The sequence below is a fragment of the Hypericibacter sp. genome (assembly GCF_050729195.1).
GTDB lineage: Bacteria > Pseudomonadota > Alphaproteobacteria > Dongiales > Dongiaceae > Hypericibacter.
Genome location: NZ_JBOHKS010000163.1, coordinates 1 through 18923, shown reverse-complemented (window position 1 = coordinate 18923; position 18923 = coordinate 1). Strand labels below are relative to the sequence as shown.

The window sequence follows — 18923 nt, the reverse complement described above, 5'->3', positions numbered from 1 at the left end:
CCGCAAGAGCATTTCAGCGGCAACTACAAGACCAACGGCAAGGACGGCCTCATCACCCAGGGCGATGTCGCGGCCGAATGGGTCCGGGTGCCGGATGGCGCCAGGCCCGACGGCGTCGATCCCGTCTTCCTCGGCATCTGGAGCGCCATCCCGCTGGTCGGCATGGCCCATGGCGCCATCGATCCGGCCATGGTCGGGCTGTGGCGGGCCGAGGCCGACAGCGATGGCGGCCACACGATCCTGGTTTGGCGCATCTCGCCGGACGGCGATTCGGTACTCACGCCGGTTGTCACCATCAAGGGCGATCTCGGGGCCGACGCGGGCGATCTCGAGATCTCGCCCGACCATGGCGACAATTTCAAATCGAGCTACAAATTCCAAGGCCCGGACAGCTTCATCACCAGCGACGAGGCCGGCAGCTATCGCTGGCAGCGCAAGGGGACCGGGCTCTGGTAGGAGCCGGGGCCCGCCCAAAAGGGGTTAATCCGAAGCCCTTGGAAAACCCTCTGTCTCTGCCCATTTATCAGGCGGTTCAAGCCGTTGCGGCAAAGCCGTGGCGTGCTTGAAGCCTCCCGAAATTCAGCCTAGCTTGGGCCCCATGTCAGACCTTTTGCAGCGACTCCTCGCAGAGCGACCTCACCTGCTGGCCGATGGTGCCACGGGTACGAATCTGTTCGACGCCGGCCTCGCTACCGGCGAAGCGCCCGAGATGTGGAACTTCGAGCATCCCGAGAAGATCGAAGCGCTGCATCAGAGCATGGTCGATGCGGGCGCCGACATCATCCTCACCAACACCTTCGGCGGCAGCCGCTATCGGCTGAAGCTGCACAAGGCGCAGGACCGCGTCGAAGAGATCAACCGCCGCGCGGTCGAGATCGCGCGCAAGGTGGCGGATCGCGCCGGCCGGCCGGTGGTGGTTGCAGGCTCGATCGGCCCGACCGGGGAGCTGTTCGAGCCGCTGGGCCCGTTGACCCATGCCGAGGGCGTCGCTGCCTTCGCCGAGCAGGCCCGCGCGCTGGCCTCGGCCGGCGCCGACGTGCTCTGGATCGAGACCATGTCGTCGAAGGACGAGGTGCGTGCCGCGGCCGAGGGGGCCGCCAGCACGGGCCTGCCTTATGTCTGCACCCTCTCCTTCGACACCAACGGCCGCACCATGATGGGGCTGATGCCGGGCGAGCATGCGCAGCTCTGCCATGAGCTCACGCCCCGCCCAGTCGGCTATGGCGCCAATTGCGGCGTGGGTGCGGCCGAGCTGATCGCGGCCGTCGTCAACATGTCGGGCTCGGCCGAGACCGGCGACGTCATCGTCGCCAAGGGAAATTGCGGCATCCCCTATTATCACGAAGGCAAGATCCGCTATGACGGCACGCCCGAGCTGATGGCCGAATATGTGCGCATGGCGCGCGATGCCGGGGCCCGCATCATCGGCGGCTGTTGCGGCACCTCGCCGACGCATCTGCGAGCGATGCGCGAGGCGCTCGACAACTACGTGGCGGGGCCGAAGCCGACGCTGGACGAGATCGTAGGCCGGCTCGGCCAGATCTCGCTCGGCGCCAACCAGCAGGCGAGCGGCATCCAGGCCCCGAGCAATACCCGCGAAAACCGCCGCCGCCGCCGCGAGAGCGCATCGGGCGACGGCGCTTTCTAGAGCAGGATTCACGTCTCGAGTCACAGCGACTTGAGACGACCAGACTCTAGGCGTCTGCCGTCACCATTTGATGGATTTCAGGAAAGTCTCGATCGTCGCGCGGTCGGGCGCGCCGTCGCGCCAGCAGTCATAGCCGAGGATATAAGAGCCAGCCCCTGCACCCCCGCCTTGCGTGTAGGTGGCGTGGGTATATTTGAGAAAACCGACGCAATCCGTCCGTTTCTTCCAGAGCTCCGCCTGGAACCGAACGAGGTCATAATCCTCGAATTCGTCATCCTCGACAAACTCGCTCCGATCCTCGATCTCGTCGAATTCCTTGAGCTGCGATTCGATCGAATCCTTGAAGAAGTAACTCGTGCGTCCGGCCTTGCCGGCCTCGATATGCACGACATGGGTGCGGAGATCGGCCAGCACCACCTGGAAATCGGCAGTGATCCCATCGGCTCGTTCGCCCTGCTCCGACTGGCGCGCACGATAGCATTCGGCCCAGTCCGCATTGGGTTCCATGAGGAGGGTCAAGGTCGAACGCTTGCAGTCGATCTTCTCCAGCGTGGCGGCGGACGCGCCTGGCGCCGGCCCCAGGAGCAGCGCCAGGACGGCCGCTCCGATCAGTTTCCGCATCATGCTTCAACTCCCCCACTAGCGCTCCGCCTCCGGCACTTCATTGCCGCCTCGCGACAGGCATCCGTGCCCGTCGTCTCAATCGTCGATCGCGTCCAGCGTGGCCTCGATCTGGGCGCGGTCGGGCGCACCGTCGCGCCAGCAGTCATAGCCCGCCACATAGCCCTTGGCGCCGATGGCGCTGCCCGTCTGGCCGATGGCGCCACCCATATATTTCATGAAACCGATGCAGCTCATCGGGGTCTCCGAAATCGATGCGCCGAACCGGATGATCTGATAGCGCCGGAATTCCGGTTCCGTCCCGACCACCGCGAATCCTTCAAGTTCCTTCCAGTTCCGTAACTTGCTGCTGACCGGCATCTTGTCGAAATAGGTGTTCTTCCCCGCAACGACGGAGGCGACATGCGCGACATGCGTGCCCATATCGGCCGTCAGCATCTCTATTTCCGCCGTGGCACCTTCCGCATCGTCGTCGGGATCGGACCAATGAAGGAGTTCACACTCGATCCGTTCGATCTTGTCGGCGGGCAGGAACTCCAGATCGAGCCGGCTGCAATCGACCTTCTCCGCGGCGGCCTGGGCGGCGGCACCCGGCAGCAGCATCGAGATGGCGATCAGAACGATGCTCCCGATCCTTCGCATGGGCTGCCTGCTCAATCGTCGATCGCGTCGAGGGTGGCCTCGATCTGGCCGCGGTCGGGCGAACCGTTCCGCCAGCAGTCATAGCCGGCCACATAGGAACGCGCGCCGTAGGAATTGCCGCCCTGCGCGATCATGGCGCCGCCATATTTGAGGAAGCCGATGCAATCGGTCTCCGCCTTCCAGAGCGAGGCGCGGAAGCGGATGATCTGGTACCGGTCGTAGCCCGGCTCGGTCGCGACATCCCTCATATCCTCGAGCTCGTCATAGTCGCTGAGCTTGTTGCTGACAGGCACCTTGTCGAAATAGGTGTTCCTGCCCGCGACGACCGAGGTGATATGCACGACATGCGTGCCGATATCGGCGATCAGCGTCTCCACCTCCGCGTTGGCTTCCTCGGCACCCTCGGAGTAGTGACGGACGTAGCATTCGGACCAATCCGCCTTGTCGGCCGGCGCAAACGCCAGATCGAGATGGCTGCAATCGACCTTCTCCGCGGCGCGGGCAGCACCGCCGGCGAACGCCATCGCCGTTGCGATCAGAATGAAACCCAAAAGCCCTCGCATCACGCCGTCCCCTCAATCGTCGATATCGTCCAAGGTGGCTTCGATCTGGACCCGGTCCGGGGTGCCATTGCGCCAGCAATCGTAGCCAGCGACATAATTATGTGCGCCGTTGTTCGACCCCGCCTGCGTGATGGCGCCGCCGCCATATTTGACAAAGCCGATGCAATCCGCCGGCGCCTTCCAGATCGTGGCGCGGAAGCGGATGATCTGGAAGCGCTCGAAGCTTGGTTCCGTCGACCCGGTGACCATATCCTCGAGCTCATCGTAGGCGGTCATCTTGGTGCTGACCGGCTCTTTGTAGAGATAGGTGTTCCTGCCCGCTTCGACCGAAGTGAGGTGCACGACATGCGTGCCGATATCCGCGATCAATGTCTCCACCTCGGCGTTGGCTTCTTCCGCGCCTTCGGAATAGTGATAGACATAGCATTCGGACCAATCGGCTTTACTGGCCGGCGGAAATTCCAGGCTGATCTGGCTGCAATCGACCTTCTCCGCCGCCGCATGGCTGGTCGACGGGCCAAACAACACCATCGCCGCCAACAAGCCGGCGCACCATCCCCCGCGCATCGCTCCCCCCGCAATCTTGTCGCAGGACAAGAATAGCCGAGGCCGGCCGATAAGGCGATAGGAATGAATGGATTTGCTCGCTAAGCGAGCAACGCGTCCAGTTCCGCGATCGAATCAAGCACGCGATCGGCGTGATCCGCCAGCACCTCGCGCGGACTGACACCGGTGAGAACGCCGATCGCGAGACCCGCGCCAGCAGCGCGTGCCATATGCATGTCATGGGGCGTATCGCCCACCACCGCGATCTCATGGGCCGGGATTTCGATCGCGCGGCAGAACGCATGGACCATGCCGGGTCCGGGCTTGTGCCCGTGGCCCGAATCGTAACCACAGGAAAAATCCACCAGCCCCACCAGCTCGAAAGTCTCGATCGCGGCGCGCGCCGCGGCGTGGCTGTCCATGGTGGCGACGCCGATCTTGAGCCCCTTCGCCTTGAGCCGGCCGAACAGCGCGGCCAGGTCGGTGACCGGCGTCGGCCGCATCTCCATGCTCTTGGCGAAGTTCGCGTCGAAGCGGCGGGTGAGCCGCGCGACGGTCCAGTCGCCGCCGGCGACGCGCGACCAGATCTCGGCGATCTCGGCATTGGTACCCGCCGCGAGTGGCGAATGCGGGTCGAGGCGCTGCGTGGCGGCATCGAAGCCGCTCTCGACCAGGAGCTTCAGCGCCAGCGCCCTGTCGCCGCCGGCAATCTCGTTCGCGGTGTCGAGATAGAGCGGCATCCAGGTGGCGTTGAAGTCGAACAGCGTGCCGTCCTTGTCGAACAGCACCGCTCGCACCGGCGGGAGAAGGGTCACGTCGCTCCCATCATGCCGCTCAGATCGTCACGCCGAGCCGGCGGGCCTGCTTGGCGCTCAGCGCCTGGAACACGCGATCCGACAGCATCGCCATCAGAGCGATCGAGCCGCCGGCGATCACGCCCATGCCGAAATTCGCCGAGGTCATCGAGCCGAACACCATCTGACCCAGATCGCGCGTGCCGACCAGCGCCGCGATCACCAGCATGGTGATGCCCAGCATGATGGTCTGGTTGAGGCCCAGCATGATCTGCGGCAACGCGATCGGCAGGCGCACCTGCCAGAGGATCTGGCGCTCGGTGCAGCCGATCATGTGCGCGGCCTCGATCACATGGCCGGGCACGCTGCGCAGGCCATGCTCGGTGTAACGGATGGCCGGGACGATCGCGTAGGACATGATCGCGAGCAGGGCCGAGAAATCGCCGATCTTGAACAGCATGATGATCGGGATGAGATAGACGAATTGCGGCATGGTCTGCAGCGTGTCGTTGATCGGCCGCAGGACCGTCGAGACGCGATCGTTCGAGGCGGCCCAGATGCCGAGCGTCGTGCCGATCATGAAGGACAGCCCCACGCTGCCGATCATCAGATAGATGCTCCACATGGCCGGCAGCCAGGCGCCGCCGATCAGCATGAAGCCCATGGCGAGGAAGGCGAAGATCCCGAGCCGCCAGCCGCCGGCGCCGACCGAGAGCGCGATGACGACCGCCATGAAAGCCGGCCAGGGCGTGCCGCTGGTGCCGAAATAATAGAGGCCGCCCATGATCACGACCGGTACCAGCCCGCGCCAGCCCCATTTCCGCCAGGCGAGCGCGGCGATCGCCACCAGGATCGCGACATAGACCGCGGCCACGGTCGGCGACATGTCGAAGCCCCAATAGTTCGCGCGCACCGAATTCACCAGGCCGATGCGCAAGGGCAGCATGTAGAAGAACAGCGCCGCGTTCTTGATGGCGTCGAGCGCGCCGCCGAGATTGACGACGATCCAGTCGACCATCTCGTTGAGCGGCTTGGCCGGCCGAATGACCCAGCCTTCCGGCCAGTCATTGAAGGCCGGGATGACGAGCTGCAGCAGCAGGCTCGCGACCAGGGCCACCAGCGCGAAGGTGATATAGGGATGGCGGCGCCAGATCGGTCCCTCGACCGGCAGCTTGGTCTCGCCGGCGCGCCGGCTGAAGCCATGGCCGATGCGATCGAGCATCATCGCCAGCAGCGCGATGACGATGCCGGCAAGCAAGCTCTGCCCGAACTCCGCCTTGCGCAGGGTCGAGATCACTTCCCAGCCGATATCGGCGAAGCCGCCGATGGTGGCCGCGATGATGACCATGCTGAGGGCCGCCATGATGCATTGGTTGAGGCCCAGCATGATGCCCGGCATGGCGGCCGGCACCTGCACCCACCAGGTGAGCTGGCGGTTGCTGCAGCCCGCCATCTGCCCGGCCTCGGTGATGTTGGGCGCCACACTGGCGACGCTGATCATCACGTTCCGGACCATCGGCGGAATGGCGAAGATGACGCTCGCCACCAGGCCGACCACCGGTCCATAGCCCAGGAACAGGATGAGCGGCGTCAGGTAAGAGAAGGTCGGCACCGTCTGCATCACGTCGAGCACCGGCTCGAGCACGCGCCGCACCCGCGCCGAATGAGCGCCCCAGAGGCCCAGGAACAAGCCGATGCTGGCCGAGAGCGGAACGGCGATGCCGACCAGCGCCAGCGTCACCATGCTTTCGTCCCAATAACCGGTGACCACCATGTAAAGCAGGGACAGGGCCGTGAACCAGGCCAGGCGGCGCCCGCCGGCGGCATGCGCCATCGCGGTGGCGCTGAGCACGACCGCCGGCCAGGGCAGCCAATGGAGCAGGCCGCGCAGCCACAGCATCGGGAACTCGAGCAGCCAGGAGAGCGCGCGGAAGATGAACTTGAACCAGTCGACCACCTGGCGCATGCCGTCATTCAGCACGCTATCGATCGGCGGCACCCACTCCTTCGGATAGGCCACCAGCCAGGGAAACTGGCTGCGGAGCAGGAAGCAGACGAGACAGAAGGCGAAGACGCCCGCCCAGACCAGCGCCCAACCATCGATGCGCTTCGCCGCCGCGGCGGGCAGACCGCCGGTGCCCGCGACAGCCGTCATCGCGGGGCTGCTCCCTCCGCCAGGGCTGCGAGCACGCCTTGGGCCGTGATATGGCCGCAGACAGTGCCGCTCTCGTCGGTGCAGGCCAGGGCCTCGACCGAGCTATCGAAGCGCGGGATCACCATCTCCAGCGAGAGATGCATCGGTACGCTGCCGCCGATCACGATCTCCGATCCTATCGGCAGCATGACGTCGCGCGCGGTGATGACCTTGACCCGCGGCACGTCGCGCGTGAACTCGGCGACATAGGCATCGGCCGGATGCGTCACGACCTCGGAGGGCGTGCCGATCTGGACCACGGCGCCGTCCTTCATGATGGCGATCCGGTCGCCGAGGCGCAGCGCCTCGAGGAAGTCGTGGGTGATGAAGACGATGGTCTTGTGCAGCAGCTTCTGCAGCCGCAGGAACTCGTCCTGCATCTGGCGCCGGATCAGGGGATCGAGCGCCGAGAAAGGCTCATCGAGGAACCAGAGCTCCGGCTCGACGGCGAGACTGCGGGCGATGCCGACGCGCTGCTGCTGGCCGCCGGAAAGCTGGCTGGGATAGCTGCGCTCGCGGCCCTTGAGGCCCACCAGCTCCAGCATCTCGCCCGCGCGCTGCAGCCGCGCCTGGGGCGTCATGCCCTGGACCTTCAGCGGAAAGGCGACATTGTCGATCACGCTCAGATGCGGCATGAGCCCGAAATTCTGGAACACCATGCCCATCTTGTGACGGCGGATATCGGTCAGTTGCTCGCGCGAGGCCTTGAGCAGATCGGCGCCGTTGAAAACCACCTCGCCCGCGGTCGGCTCCACCAACCGCGACAGGCAGCGCACGATGGTCGATTTGCCGGAGCCCGAGAGCCCCATGATGATGAAGATCTCGCCCTGATGCACGTCGAACGAGGCATCGCCGACGGCGACCACATGGCCGCTCTCGCGGATCTTGCGCGCCTGGGCCGCGGCATCGGCCACCTTCCCATCACGGCCGGGAAAGAAACCGTTCGCATTCGCGCCATAGACCTTCCACAGGTTACGGCAGGAAAGCTTCACCTCACGCGCCATGCTCAGGGGCTTCCGGATACTGGGACAAACAAGAGGCCGGACCCTCGGGGTCCGGCCTCTCTGACGTCCGTCGCGATCAGCTGCCGGCCATCGCCGCATCCATCTGCGGCTTCCACTTGGCTTCGTTCTGATCGACCCACGCCTTGACCACCGTCTCGAGATCCTGACCTTCGGCGTCGATCTTGTGGATCAACGGGATCTGGTCATCGGCCGAGAAGGTGAAGGACTGGAGGAACTTGTAGGCTGCCGGCCATTTATCCTTCATGCCCGACCAGGCCACCTTGAAGGTGATCGGCACATCGACGAAGCAGTCGCCGGTCACGTCCGGATTGGGGCCCGCCTTGGGATCGTTCATGCAGGCTTCGCTATAGGGCGGCAGATCGACCTTGTGCAGGTCCATCTCGGCGAAGATCCAGTGCGGCGTCCAGAACATCATGACGATCGGCTCTTTCTTCGCGTAAGCCGCCTTCATCTCGGCGACCATCGCGCCCTCGCTGCCACCCGGCACCGACTGGTAGGGCAGCTTCAACGCCTTGATGATGTCGACGTTGCGGGCACCCCAATCGAGCGGATAGTCGAGCAACCGGCCTTCGGGGAAGGTCTCGGGCGTCGAGAACAGCTCGGCGCATTTCGCGAAGGCGTGCCAATCCGGCAGGCCGGGGCACTTCGCTTCGACATAGGTCGGGTAGTACCAGCCTTCGCCGGCCACCAGGCCGAGCTTGCCGAGATCCTCGACCTTGCCGGTCGCGCTGGCGGCTTTGTAGGCGTCGCCGACATTGTTCGACCAGATTTCGAGGCTGGCGGTGACGGTGCCGTCCTGAATGGCTTCGAACTGCGGCAGATAGCCGGCAACCGTGTATTCGACATTGTAGCCCATGCGCTTCAGCACTTCGCCGGCCACGTAAGTGGTGATGTGCTGCCCGGTCCATTCATTGATGGCGAGCTTGATGGTGTCCTTACTCTCGGGCACCGCGGCGTGCGTCGGAGCGCCCGCCATCAGGCCGGCCATGAGCGCGACCGCGCCCAGAATCCGGGTTGTAAACCTGCGATCCATCTTCGGTATGCCTCCCAGCGTCTTGCCGTGATTGTGTTGGTTTTTGTTGCTTTCGGGCGTCACCGTCGAGGGTGACGCCACCGGCCGGAACTCGGCGGAACCAGCCCTGGGACTCTATACGCGGAGCCTGACCCCCCGCAAGCAAGCCCATGGCAAATCAATAGCTTTTTTCATGTCCGGCGGGCATTGGCGGGGATCGCCCGCGATCTTGACCTTTCGGCCAGCATCAAAGGCTTCGGCCCCACTTTTCCGCGCCTTCGGCCCCGCTGGAAGGACCGATTCCAGACCGGATCAAGCGGTGCAAACAACCTCACGCCGAGGCGGGTTGGATGACTTTTCCTTCAGGCCCCGGCATCAGGGTGTCGATCAGTCCGGCGCCGATGATCAGCGTGCCGCCCACGATTTCACGCCAGCCGAAAGGTTCGTCGGTGAGGAAGGCCGCGGTGGCGGCGCCCACCAGCGCCTCGCCCATCAGAAGAATGCCGACCCGGCCGGGATCGAGCCGCTTGGTGCCCCACATCAGGAGGATCTGCGTGGGAACCCAGAGGAGCGGGCCCAGCAGGATCACCCAGGGCAGGAACCGTTCCAGATCGTCGAGGCTCGGCAGATTTTCGAACAGGGTGGCCGGCATGACGACGAGCGGCACCAGCACCGAAGCGAGCAATCCGACCAGGAAGAAGGAGAAGGCCGATTCAAAGGGCGCGATGTCGCCGCGTTTGCGGATCACCACCAGCGAGAAGGCCCAGAGGATGCCCGATGCCAGCGCCATCCAATCGCCCAGCCGGCTCGGGATCGGCAGCCAGCCCTTGGCGCCGAGCACGATCGCGAGCCCACCGAAGCCCAGCAGGATCGTGACGATCCGGACCGGCGTGATGGGCTGGCCCAGGAACAGGCGCGCCAGCAGCGTGCTCCAGATCGGCGTCAGGTAGAACAGCAGCATGGCGTGGATGACATCGGTCGTGAGCAGGGCATTATTGTAGAGAACGAAGCCGCAGCCGCCGAACAGCCCCATCAGGAACAGGGGGCCGATGGCCTTCAACCGGCGCCAGCGCCAGAGCGCCAAGGGCAGCATGAAGACCGTCGCCGCTACCTGCCCGGCGATAGTGGCCCAGGGTCCGATCAGGCCGGTGCTTTCCAGATGGCGCAGCGGGATCCAGAGCGCCCCCCAGACGCAGCCGGCCACCGTGACGGCGAGGGCCGCCAGAAGCATTTCGCGCGATGGTCCCGTCCGGCTCATGCCAAGAGCTCGAAGGTTGACTTGGCGCGATCCGCACCGGCTAGACTGCGGCGATGCAGCCGATCAATCCGCGATCCTTCTATCCCGAAGGCCCGCTCTGGCATCAGGGCCGGCTCTATTACGTCGAATATTCCGAAGATCGGGTCATGTGCTGGGACGGCGCGCAGAATCGTCCGGTCTGGCATCAGCCCGGCAGCGGACCCTGCTCGCTCGTTCCCGCAGCCGAGGGTGGGCTCTGGGTCGCCTGTTTCAGCGGCGACCGGCTGGAGCGCATCGGCCTTGACGGGCGGAGCCTCGAGCGCGTCGAGCCGAGCGCGGCGGATCAGGGCTTCGGCGGTCCGAACGACTTCGCGAGCGACGGCGAGGGCGGGTTCTATTTCACCGGATCGGGCAGCTTCGATGTGGCCGCGGCGAAGACCGGCCGCGTCTTCCACCGCGCGCGCGACGGCCGATTGCGCTGCGTGGCGCGCGATATCCATTTCGCCAACGGACTGGCGCTTTCGCCCGACGGCCGTCGCCTCTTCGTCAATGCGCATCTCGCGAAGGAGCTGCTGGTCTTCGATCGGCAGCCGGACCACAGCCTCGGGCCTGCGCGACGATTCCTTTTCTTGCCGGACCTGCTGCCGGAACCGTCCTTTGCCAATGGCTATACCGGCGGCGATGGCATGAAGATCGATCATGCGGGTCGATTCTATATCTGCCAGTTCGGTGCGGGGCGCATCCTGGTTTGTGGACCGGACGGCGCCTTCCTCCGCGCGATCGATATCCCCGATCGCGATGTGACCAATGTGGCATTCGGGCCCGACGAAACCAGCCTGTTCGTCACCGCCGTCAGCGATTCCTGGACGGCGCCCTATCCCGGCACCGCCTACCGGCTCGACAATCCGATGGTTCTGCCCCCGCATGGGCCGCAGTGAACCGATTTTCGGCGCTCTTGTCCAACCGCCATCCTGGTGCCTGAAGGCACAGGCGGCACGGCTCCTCCTCAGAAGCCCGATTTGATCTTCTCGAATTGATCGGCGAGCTTCTGCTGCAGCTCGACGCTGATGCCGGCCTGGAACAGGCTGTTCGTCATGAAGCGATCGAGATTGTCATAGCCGAAACGCGTGACCGCCGCCTCGTCGGCAATCGCGAAGGACTTGCTGTTGGAGTGCCCGTATCCCCAGGCCTCGAGGATGTATTTGCCGGCACTCGGATCGAGCAGCGCATTCAGATAGTCATAGGCCAGATCTGGCGAGCCCGGCCCGTCGACCATGTCGACATAACCGCAAACCCAGGTGCTGGCGCCGACCTTCGGACCCGTCACCGCTTCGACCGGCACGCCTTGCGCCTGCCCCGCCGTCACCGACTGGTTCCAGGCCCAGGCCGCGACGATCTCGCCCGAGGCGATTGCCTGATCGAGCTGCGTGGGATCGGTCCAGTAGAATTTCTGGTTGTCGCGAACTTTCGCGAGATAGTCGCTCGCTTGTTTGAACTTCTCCGGATCGTCGAGGTCCTCGAATTTCTGCATGCCCAGCGACAGCATCGCCAGCGCATAGGCATCGTCCACCGAGCCCGAGACGGCAATCCGGCCCTTGTATTTCGGGTTGGTGAAAATATCGAGCGTGCGATCGGCCTCCGGCACCTGATCGGTGCGCACGATGAGCAGGGCGTTGCCCCAGTCGAACGGCACCATCCAGACCTTGCCGTCCTGGACCACGCCCGGAAGCGCCTTCAATGCCGGGATGACGTCGTTCCAGGCCGCGATGCGCGAGGTGTCGATCGGCTCGATCAATCCGGCCTCGCGCCATTTGGCGGCCGTGGTGAGACAGGGATGCGCGAGATCCGCCTTGAAGCCGGCCCGCGCCTTCTGGAAACCCTCGTCGTCATCGGCAAAGAAGGTGAAGCTCGGTGAACCGCCATGCTTGGCGGTATAGGCTTGATGGAAATTGGGATCGTCATAGCCGGCCCAATCGAACACGGTCAGACTGTCGGCGGCCTGCGATGTCGGCGAAAAGGCCGAGGTCAGCAGAATCATGGCGGCACCCGCGACCACGGGCCCCCAACGCAAACGCCAAGTCAGCTTCGACATCCCGTTCCCCTCTCGCATGATCGCTCCGAGCGCCCCGCCCAGGAACCGCTCCATGGGCCGAAACCTCGGTCGCCCGGGCTCCGCTTCTTCTTTGCCACCGAGCTTTCCATGGGGGGGGCGCCCCTTCCTATGGACCCTTTGGGGCCTATCGCCGACAATCCTGGTTCGGTGTCCGTGCCGATTCGATAGAAGGTCGCGATCCCGCTTTCGATGGCCAGAGCCAACACCAGGACCCGACCCAAGATCGCCAAGCCGAAGCTTCGCAAGAGCCCGGCGATGGGGAGCATGCGCAGGACATCAGTCTCACCAGTCCCGGGATGGGATATCGCCGGCCTGGGCGCGGTTGCCGCCGGCATCGCCATGCCGGACTTCTATCCCAGGCTCATGCGGACGGTGGCCGAGATGCTGGGTGCCGATCTCGCCATGGTCATGCGCTATTCGCGGCACAGCGCGCCGGACTATGTGGTGCATGACGATCTGGAGGCCGAGCATATCGAGCTCTATCGCGGGGGCCTCTATCGCGTCGATCCGGTCTATCGCCTCTGCCGGGGCGGCGAGCCGCGCGGCGTCTATACGCTCGACGACGTGACGACGCCGGCGGAGCGCTCGGGCGACTATTTCAACCTCTTCCTCGCCTTGACCGGCATGGCGGACGATCTGGTGGTGCTGTTTCCGGGGCCGGCAGGCACCAGCATAGGGCTCGCCTATGAACGCAAGACCGTGTTTCGCCGCCGCGAAGTGACAAGGCTGCGGCAGATCTACCCGCTGCTCGAGGGCCTCCAGGCCGCTCATGAGCGCCTGATGCTGGCGAAACTCGCCAGCATCGAGCGATCGCCCGACAATCCGATCCGAATCGTCGATCATCGCGGCCAGGGTATTTTCGAGAGCAAGAGCTGGCAGCGCGCGCTGATCGACCATCCCGGCGCCGTCGCGAAGCTGAACGCGCTGGATGGCGAGGGCCCCGCCAGCCTCGAGCTCGCACCGGGGCTGGTGCTTCACAGGGAGCCACTCGATGCGGGCTTTGCGCTGGCGCCGAATGGCCGCCTGCTGCTGCTCGAAACGGCGGATGACGGTCTGCCGCCGCTCGATTATGGCCAGGCCACGGCGCGCTTCCTCGAAGACCGGCTGACGCCGCGCGAGCGCGATATCGTGGGGTTGATGCTGTTGGGCTTTCCCACGCTCAAGGTCGCCGAACGGCTGGGCCTCAGCCTGAACACGATCAAGAATCACAAGAAACGTCTCTATCACAAGCTCGATATCACGACCGAGCGCGAGCTGTTCCTGAATTTCGTATCCCATCTTTTCGGCCAGCGCTGACCCCCTCGCCACGCCACTTGACCCGTTCGGGTCCATTGGCCTGGAGGCGCGGATCGGCGAGCTTGTAACCGCCAGCCCCTGGGGAGAACGATCGAATGACCGTCGCGCCATCGCTTCAAGCCTATCTCGACGCCTTCGCCGCCAAGGACGCCGAGGCGGCGTCGGCGCTCTTTGCCGATAACGCCGTCTTCGAGCTGCCGCTGCTGGGGCAGAGGCTGGTCGGCAGCCGCGAGATCGAGGCCGGCCTCGCCCGCATCTTCGCGCTAACCGAGCGCTGCGCCTTCGAGATCGATGCCGCGCAATCGGCCCCCGGCGCCACCATCGCCGAAGGCCGGCTCAAGGCCAAGCTTCACCGCGATCCCGACCCCGTCGAGATGCCGGCGGCGCTCGTGATGCAGGCCCGCGACGGCGCCATCACGCGGCTCTCCGCCTATCTGGATGCGCGGCCCTACCGGCTCTGGAGCGACGGGCCGATCTTCGCTCCGACGCGCTGAACGCCCTCTTTTTTTTCCGACAGGATATTTTCCATGCCCAGCGCCTTCACGCCCCGCCAGGCCATCGAGCTCTATTGCAGCGCCTTCGCGCGCCGCGCTCCCGACGAGATGGAGGCGCTGTTCGCCGAGGATGCCGTCTTCGATCTCCCTCTCAACGACACGCGCCATCATGGGCGGGCGCAGATCATGCGCGAGACCCGCACCGCGATCCGGGGCTTGCGGAACATCGAGGTGGTGATCGACCACATCACCGGGCAGGGCGAGACGGGCTTTGCCGAGGGCTATTTCTATGCCGAGCATGTCGGCATCTCCCCCGATGTGAACGGCAGGCCCGCGCGCCTCGATTTCAAATTCGTCGCGGTGGCCGTGATGGAGAAGGGCAAGGTCAAGCGCTGGAGCGAGTATTTCGACACCAAGCCGCTGAAGCCCCGCGAGCGCAGCCGGATCTATCCGATCACCCGCCGCTCGCCCTACTGGGAGGGCAGTGTGGAAGCCGGCGTCTCGGAGTTCATGATCTACAACCATGTCTATTTTCCGCTGGTCTATCACCATTCGCCGGCCGAGGAATATGCGGCGCTGACCGAGCGCGTGACATTGTGGGATGTCGGCTGCGAACGGCAGACCGAGATCGCCGGCCCCGATGCCATCGCCTTCGCGAACTTCCTCACCACGCGCAACCTCGCCAAGCTCAAGCCCGGCGATTGCCGCTACACGGTCGCCTGCGATCCCGATGGGCAGATCATCTGCGATCCCGTGCTGCTGCATCCGAAGAAGGATCTGATCTGGCTCTCGCATGGCGATGCCGATCTGACGCTCTGGGCGCGCGGCATCGCGCTTCAGGGTCGCTACCGGGTCGAGGTGCGCGAGCCCGACGTAGCGCCGCTGCAGATCCAGGGGCCCCATGCGATCGAGGTCCTGCGTCCCCTCATCGAGGCGCCGGTCGAACAGATCGGATTCTATAAATGCGTGACGACGCGCGTCGCCGGCATCGAGGCCGTGGTCTCGCGCACCGGATGGAGCGGCGGCCCGGGCTATGAGGTGTTCCCGCTCTCGAGCGCGCGCGCCATGGATCTCTGGCATGCCATCCGCGAGGCCGGACGCCCCTATGAGATGATGGTGGTCGGCCCCATCGTCGATCGCGCCGTCGAGAAGGGCGTGACCGACACCGCCTATCACAGCAATTCCGGCATGAACCCCTATGAAGCGGGCCACGGCCGGCTGGTCGATCTCGACAAGGGCGATTTCGTCGGGCGCGAGGCCCTGTCGCGGATCGCCGCCGAAGGCCCGAAGCGCAAGACGGTCGGGCTTTTCATCGAGGGCGACCTGCCGCGACTCGAATGGTATTGGCCCCTGGAAGACGAACAGGGCCGCCCCGGCGAGGTGCGCTGGGCGGTCCATTCCTGGGCCCTGGATCGCAGCATTGGCATTGCTTTGGTCGACGCTTCCCTCGCCGTCGGGGATCGGGTCAGGCTGCATCACCCGTTAGGCAGCCCGCGTGCGATCGTCACCGATCTCCCCTTCGTGTGAGATTCGCGGGGCAAAGAAGGTAAATTTCCCTGGCACGGCCTTTTTCGAAGCCTCGAACCCCGAGTCGAGAAAGCCACAGCCCGCAATGGGGTTGCCGGTCGATCTTGCCAGTCCGCATAAGGGCCGCCAGGGCCGGTTATTGTTGGTTGATTGTCCAGTCCAGTGAAACTGATAGCATTCCAAGCAGTTGGGGAGATTTGCTGGAATGCCAAAGCTTGGACTGGAACCAATTCGCCGCCGTCAGCTGATCGAAGCGACGATTGCCTCGATTCACGAGGACGGTCTTGCCGACACCACGGTGTCGCGCATCAGTGCAAGAGCCGGCATGTCGCCCGGCATCGTGCATCATTATTTCGTCAATAAGGACGACCTGCTCGAGGCCACGTTGCGCACGCTGGGGGGCCAGGTGCGCGAGGTCACGCGGCTTCGCCTCGGCGAGGCCACCGATCCCCGCGACAGGCTGCGGGCGATCATCGGCTCCTGGCTGGCGCCCGAGCAATTGACGCCGGCCGCGGTCGCCGCCTGGCTTTCCTTCTGGGCCCAGGGCCGCAAGCAGCCGCGTCTCGCGCGCGTGCAGCGCGCGATCATCTGCCGGCTCGATTCGAGCCTGCGTCACGAGCTGAAGCAGCTCTTGCCGACAATCGACGCGGTGCGGGTGGCCGAGGGCTTGAGCACGCTGCTCGAGGGTCTCTGGCTGCGCGCGGCACTCTCGCCCTATGGGCTGGAGACCGAACGCGCCATGCTGATCGCGCTCGACTATCTCGATCTGCAGCTGGCCAAGCGCCGGGAGCCGCTGCCGGCCTGAGCGCCCGACCTAGAGTCGGCCCAGATAATAATCTTCGAGCGCCTGCTGGATCTCTTCGCGCGTGTTCATGACGAAGGGTCCGTGACGCACCACCGGTTCGCCGATCGGTGCCGCCGCCAGCAACATCGCCGACGCGCCTTTCGCGCCTGCCGTCATGGCGAGCGCCTCCCCTTCCGACCCCATCACCGCCATTGAACCCGTCGGCACCGCGACGTCGCCGATCGTGACGTCGCCGTCGAAGACGAACAGCAGCAGCGTGTGACCCGTGGTGACCGGCACCTCGAGCGCGGCCTTCGGCTCGAAGCGCAGATCGGCATAGAGCGGATCGACCGAGATGCCCTCGACCGGTCCGCGCCGGTTGCCGAGTGTCCCGGCGATCACCTTGGCCGTGACGCCCGGGGCCGGCGTCGAGAGCGAGAGCTGGTCGGCTTCGAACTCCTGGTAGCGCGGCTCGCGCATCTTGAGGGCCGCCGGCAGATTGACCCAGAGCTGGAAGCCCTTCATCAGCCCCTCGGTCTGCTCGGGCATCTCGGAATGGATGATGCCGCGCCCGGCCGTCATCCATTGCACGCCGCCCGGCCCCAGCACGCCTTCATGGCCGTGATTGTCCTTGTGGCGCATGCGCCCCGCCAGCATGTAGGTCACGGTCTCGAAGCCGCGGTGCGGGTGATCGGGAAAGCCGCTGATATATGCGTTCGGATCGTCCGAGCCGAACTGATCGAACAGCAGGAACGGATCGATCTGCCCCACCCGCGGCGTGCCGATGATGCGGCTGATCTTGACGCCGGCGCCGTCGGTCGTGGGCACGCAAGGAAAGAGCGCCGCCACCCGCCGGTGGATCGCCGCCGCCTCGCTCCTGCCGGCTGTCTTTGCCGTCGCTTTGGGGGTCGATCTCGCCATGCCCGTTCTCCTTCACCGCCGATATCGGACGGGATGGGCGCGCGGTCAAGGCACTCGAGGGTAACCGGTTCGAAGCCTCTCAGCCCGGGCGACGCCTGGCGCCGACGACGCCCTTCTCGGTCACGACCTGGCGCATTTTGATGTCATGGGGCTGCGGGTGGATCGTTTCGAGCCGCCCCATCTCGAATCCAACCCCGATCGCCGCATGGCCGGCGCCCAGCTTCGCGAGCGTGCGGTCGAAATAGCCACCGCCATAGCCCAGGCGATAGAAGTCGGGCGTGAAGCCCACCACCGGCGCCAGCAGCAGGCGCGGCACCACTTCTTCCTTCGTCGCCGGGATCGGGATGTTCCAGACCCCGAGTTCCATCTTGCTGTCGGGCCGCCAGGGCCGGAAGGCGAGCGGGGTCTTCGGCTCGACCACGACCGGCAAGGCGAGCGTGAAGCCCTCGCTGTCGAGGGCCCGCATCAGCGGCCGCAGATCGGGCTCGCCGCGGAAAGGCCAGTAGAAGCTGATCGGCCCCTCGCTCTCGCGCAGGATCGGCTCCAGCGTCTCGATGATGGCGCGGGTCCAGCGCGCACGAATCTCCTGCACCGTCGCGACCCGCGCCGCGATCAGCCGCTCGCGCTCGAGCTTGCGCCAGGGCCGCACCTCGTCCCAGCTCATCTTGGCCTGGTTCATGCGCGCATCGCCTCCAGCCGGTCGAGAGCCGCTTCCGCCTCCGCCATCATGTCGGCGATCACCTGTGCCGCCGACCTCACCTTGGTGACGCGCCCCGCCCCCTCGCCGGCGAAGGGCGGCATCTTCTCCAGATCGCCGGTGGTGCTGCGCAGAGGCGAATGGGTGCTGAATTTGAGGATCGGATCGCCCGCATCCTCGCCGATCGGCTCGCGCGGCAGCTTGTCCGGGTGATGGCCCCAGAGCTTATGGCCGACCGCCTCGGTCAGGCTGTTGCGCAAGACGCGCACCGGCGAGTTGGGCGGCCAGTTGATCGCGAAGAGGTCGGTATGGACCGTGTCGCCGCTCTTGGCATCGAGGATGCGCCGCTTATGGAAATCATGGGCGAAGGACTCCGGCGTCGGCAGAAACACCGTGCCGCAATGGACGCCATCGGCGCCGAGCGCCATCGCTGCCAGCATATCGGCGCCGGCGACGATGCCGCCCGACGCCGCGATCGGGACTTTCACCGCCGCCGCGACCTCGGGCAGCAGCACCGAGAGCGGCAGCTTTCCATGCACATGGCCGCCGGCCTCCACACCCTGCACGATGATGACGTCGACGCCCGCCCGTTCTGCCTCGATCGCGTCGGCGACGCTGCCGACCTGATGGAGGACCAGGCATTCCGCCTCCCGCGCCCGCGCGACGATGCCGGGCATCACGTCCCAGTGGAAGCACATCGCCGGCACCTTGGCGGCGAAACAGACCTCGAGCTGCTCGTCGAGCAGCTTCGGATCGGTCGCGAAAGGAATGACGTTGACGCCGAAGGGCCGGTCGGTCCGGGCCCGGAC

Annotated in this window: 20 protein-coding genes; 7 read left to right on the top strand and 13 right to left on the bottom strand. The window is 65.4% G+C overall.

Annotation, left to right across the window (positions count from 1 at the left end; genetic code table 11):
- Both ACREE8_RS12680 and bmt read left to right on the top strand, forming a co-directional pair.
- A partial coding sequence (locus ACREE8_RS12680) for a hypothetical protein (protein ID WP_431573369.1) occupies nt 1-456 on the top strand: 456 nt, incomplete at its 5' end.
- Nucleotides 457-598: 142 nt separating this feature from the next.
- Complete coding sequence (gene bmt, locus ACREE8_RS12675) at nt 599-1648, top strand: betaine--homocysteine S-methyltransferase (RefSeq protein WP_431573368.1); 1050 nt, start codon at nt 599-601, stop codon at nt 1646-1648.
- A 60-nt stretch (nt 1649-1708) separates the two neighbouring features.
- Here bmt and ACREE8_RS12670 read toward each other — a convergent pair whose 3' ends face one another.
- The 9 genes from ACREE8_RS12670 to ACREE8_RS12630 all read right to left on the bottom strand — a co-directional run bounded on the left by ACREE8_RS12670 (nt 1709) and on the right by ACREE8_RS12630 (nt 10276).
- Entirely contained in the window at nt 1709-2272 is a 564-nt protein-coding gene (locus tag ACREE8_RS12670) for a hypothetical protein (RefSeq protein ID WP_431573367.1), read from the bottom strand.
- A 75-nt stretch (nt 2273-2347) separates the two neighbouring features.
- Complete coding sequence (locus ACREE8_RS12665) at nt 2348-2911, bottom strand: hypothetical protein (protein ID WP_431573366.1); 564 nt, start codon at nt 2909-2911, stop codon at nt 2348-2350.
- Nucleotides 2912-2922: 11 nt separating this feature from the next.
- Nucleotides 2923-3474 (bottom strand): hypothetical protein, encoded by a 552-nt coding sequence (locus ACREE8_RS12660; protein ID WP_431573365.1) that lies wholly within the window; start codon nt 3472-3474, stop codon nt 2923-2925.
- Nucleotides 3475-3486: 12 nt separating this feature from the next.
- Nucleotides 3487-4041, bottom strand: coding sequence for a hypothetical protein (locus ACREE8_RS12655; protein WP_431573364.1), 555 nt, complete (start codon nt 4039-4041; stop codon nt 3487-3489).
- Nucleotides 4042-4121: 80 nt separating this feature from the next.
- Nucleotides 4122-4835, bottom strand: a complete 714-nt coding sequence (locus ACREE8_RS12650; protein ID WP_431573363.1) for an HAD family hydrolase — start codon at nt 4833-4835, stop codon at nt 4122-4124.
- A gap of 19 nt (nt 4836-4854) precedes the next feature.
- Entirely contained in the window at nt 4855-6969 is a 2115-nt protein-coding gene (locus ACREE8_RS12645; protein ID WP_431573362.1) for an ABC transporter permease, read from the bottom strand.
- The gene (locus ACREE8_RS12640; RefSeq protein WP_431573361.1) at nt 6966-8012 is read right to left on the bottom strand and encodes a quaternary amine ABC transporter ATP-binding protein; all 1047 of its coding nucleotides are present in this window, start codon (nt 8010-8012) and stop codon (nt 6966-6968) included. The genes ACREE8_RS12645 and ACREE8_RS12640 overlap by 4 nt, the downstream gene beginning before the upstream one ends.
- Before the next feature lie 76 nt (nt 8013-8088).
- Entirely contained in the window at nt 8089-9066 is a 978-nt protein-coding gene (locus ACREE8_RS12635; protein ID WP_431573360.1) for an ABC transporter substrate-binding protein, read from the bottom strand.
- A 310-nt stretch (nt 9067-9376) separates the two neighbouring features.
- A complete protein-coding gene (locus ACREE8_RS12630; RefSeq protein ID WP_431573359.1) occupies nt 9377-10276 on the bottom strand; it encodes a DMT family transporter in 900 nt (299 codons plus the stop codon).
- Nucleotides 10277-10356: 80 nt separating this feature from the next.
- Between ACREE8_RS12630 and ACREE8_RS12625 the strand changes: the two genes are divergently transcribed.
- Nucleotides 10357-11220 (top strand): SMP-30/gluconolactonase/LRE family protein, encoded by an 864-nt coding sequence (locus tag ACREE8_RS12625; RefSeq protein ID WP_431573358.1) that lies wholly within the window; start codon nt 10357-10359, stop codon nt 11218-11220.
- Between the two features lie 68 nt (nt 11221-11288).
- Here ACREE8_RS12625 and ACREE8_RS12620 read toward each other — a convergent pair whose 3' ends face one another.
- Nucleotides 11289-12374 (bottom strand): extracellular solute-binding protein, encoded by a 1086-nt coding sequence (locus tag ACREE8_RS12620; RefSeq protein WP_431573357.1) that lies wholly within the window; start codon nt 12372-12374, stop codon nt 11289-11291.
- A gap of 210 nt (nt 12375-12584) precedes the next feature.
- On the opposite strand from ACREE8_RS12620, the gene ACREE8_RS12615 reads away from it, so the two are divergent.
- The 4 genes from ACREE8_RS12615 to betI all read left to right on the top strand — a co-directional run bounded on the left by ACREE8_RS12615 (nt 12585) and on the right by betI (nt 16517).
- Entirely contained in the window at nt 12585-13691 is a 1107-nt protein-coding gene (locus ACREE8_RS12615) for a response regulator transcription factor (protein WP_431573356.1), read from the top strand.
- 95 nt (nt 13692-13786) lie between these two features.
- The gene (locus ACREE8_RS12610) at nt 13787-14185 is read left to right on the top strand and encodes a nuclear transport factor 2 family protein (RefSeq protein ID WP_431573355.1); all 399 of its coding nucleotides are present in this window, start codon (nt 13787-13789) and stop codon (nt 14183-14185) included.
- A 33-nt stretch (nt 14186-14218) separates the two neighbouring features.
- The gene (locus tag ACREE8_RS12605) at nt 14219-15712 is read left to right on the top strand and encodes a nuclear transport factor 2 family protein (RefSeq protein ID WP_431573354.1); all 1494 of its coding nucleotides are present in this window, start codon (nt 14219-14221) and stop codon (nt 15710-15712) included.
- Nucleotides 15713-15917: 205 nt separating this feature from the next.
- A complete protein-coding gene (gene betI / locus ACREE8_RS12600) occupies nt 15918-16517 on the top strand; it encodes a transcriptional regulator BetI (RefSeq protein ID WP_431573353.1) in 600 nt (199 codons plus the stop codon).
- Between the two features lie 9 nt (nt 16518-16526).
- Here betI and ACREE8_RS12595 read toward each other — a convergent pair whose 3' ends face one another.
- The 3 genes from ACREE8_RS12595 to ACREE8_RS12585 all read right to left on the bottom strand — a co-directional run.
- Nucleotides 16527-17417, bottom strand: coding sequence for a pirin family protein (locus ACREE8_RS12595; RefSeq protein WP_431573352.1), 891 nt, complete (start codon nt 17415-17417; stop codon nt 16527-16529).
- A 79-nt stretch (nt 17418-17496) separates the two neighbouring features.
- Nucleotides 17497-18096 carry a 5-formyltetrahydrofolate cyclo-ligase gene (locus ACREE8_RS12590; protein WP_431573351.1) on the bottom strand — a complete coding sequence of 200 codons (600 nt, stop codon included), beginning with the start codon at nt 18094-18096 and terminating at the stop codon, nt 17497-17499.
- A partial coding sequence (locus ACREE8_RS12585) for an NAD(P)H-dependent flavin oxidoreductase (RefSeq protein WP_431573350.1) occupies nt 18093-18923 on the bottom strand: 831 nt, incomplete at its 5' end. The genes ACREE8_RS12590 and ACREE8_RS12585, both read right to left, overlap by 4 nt.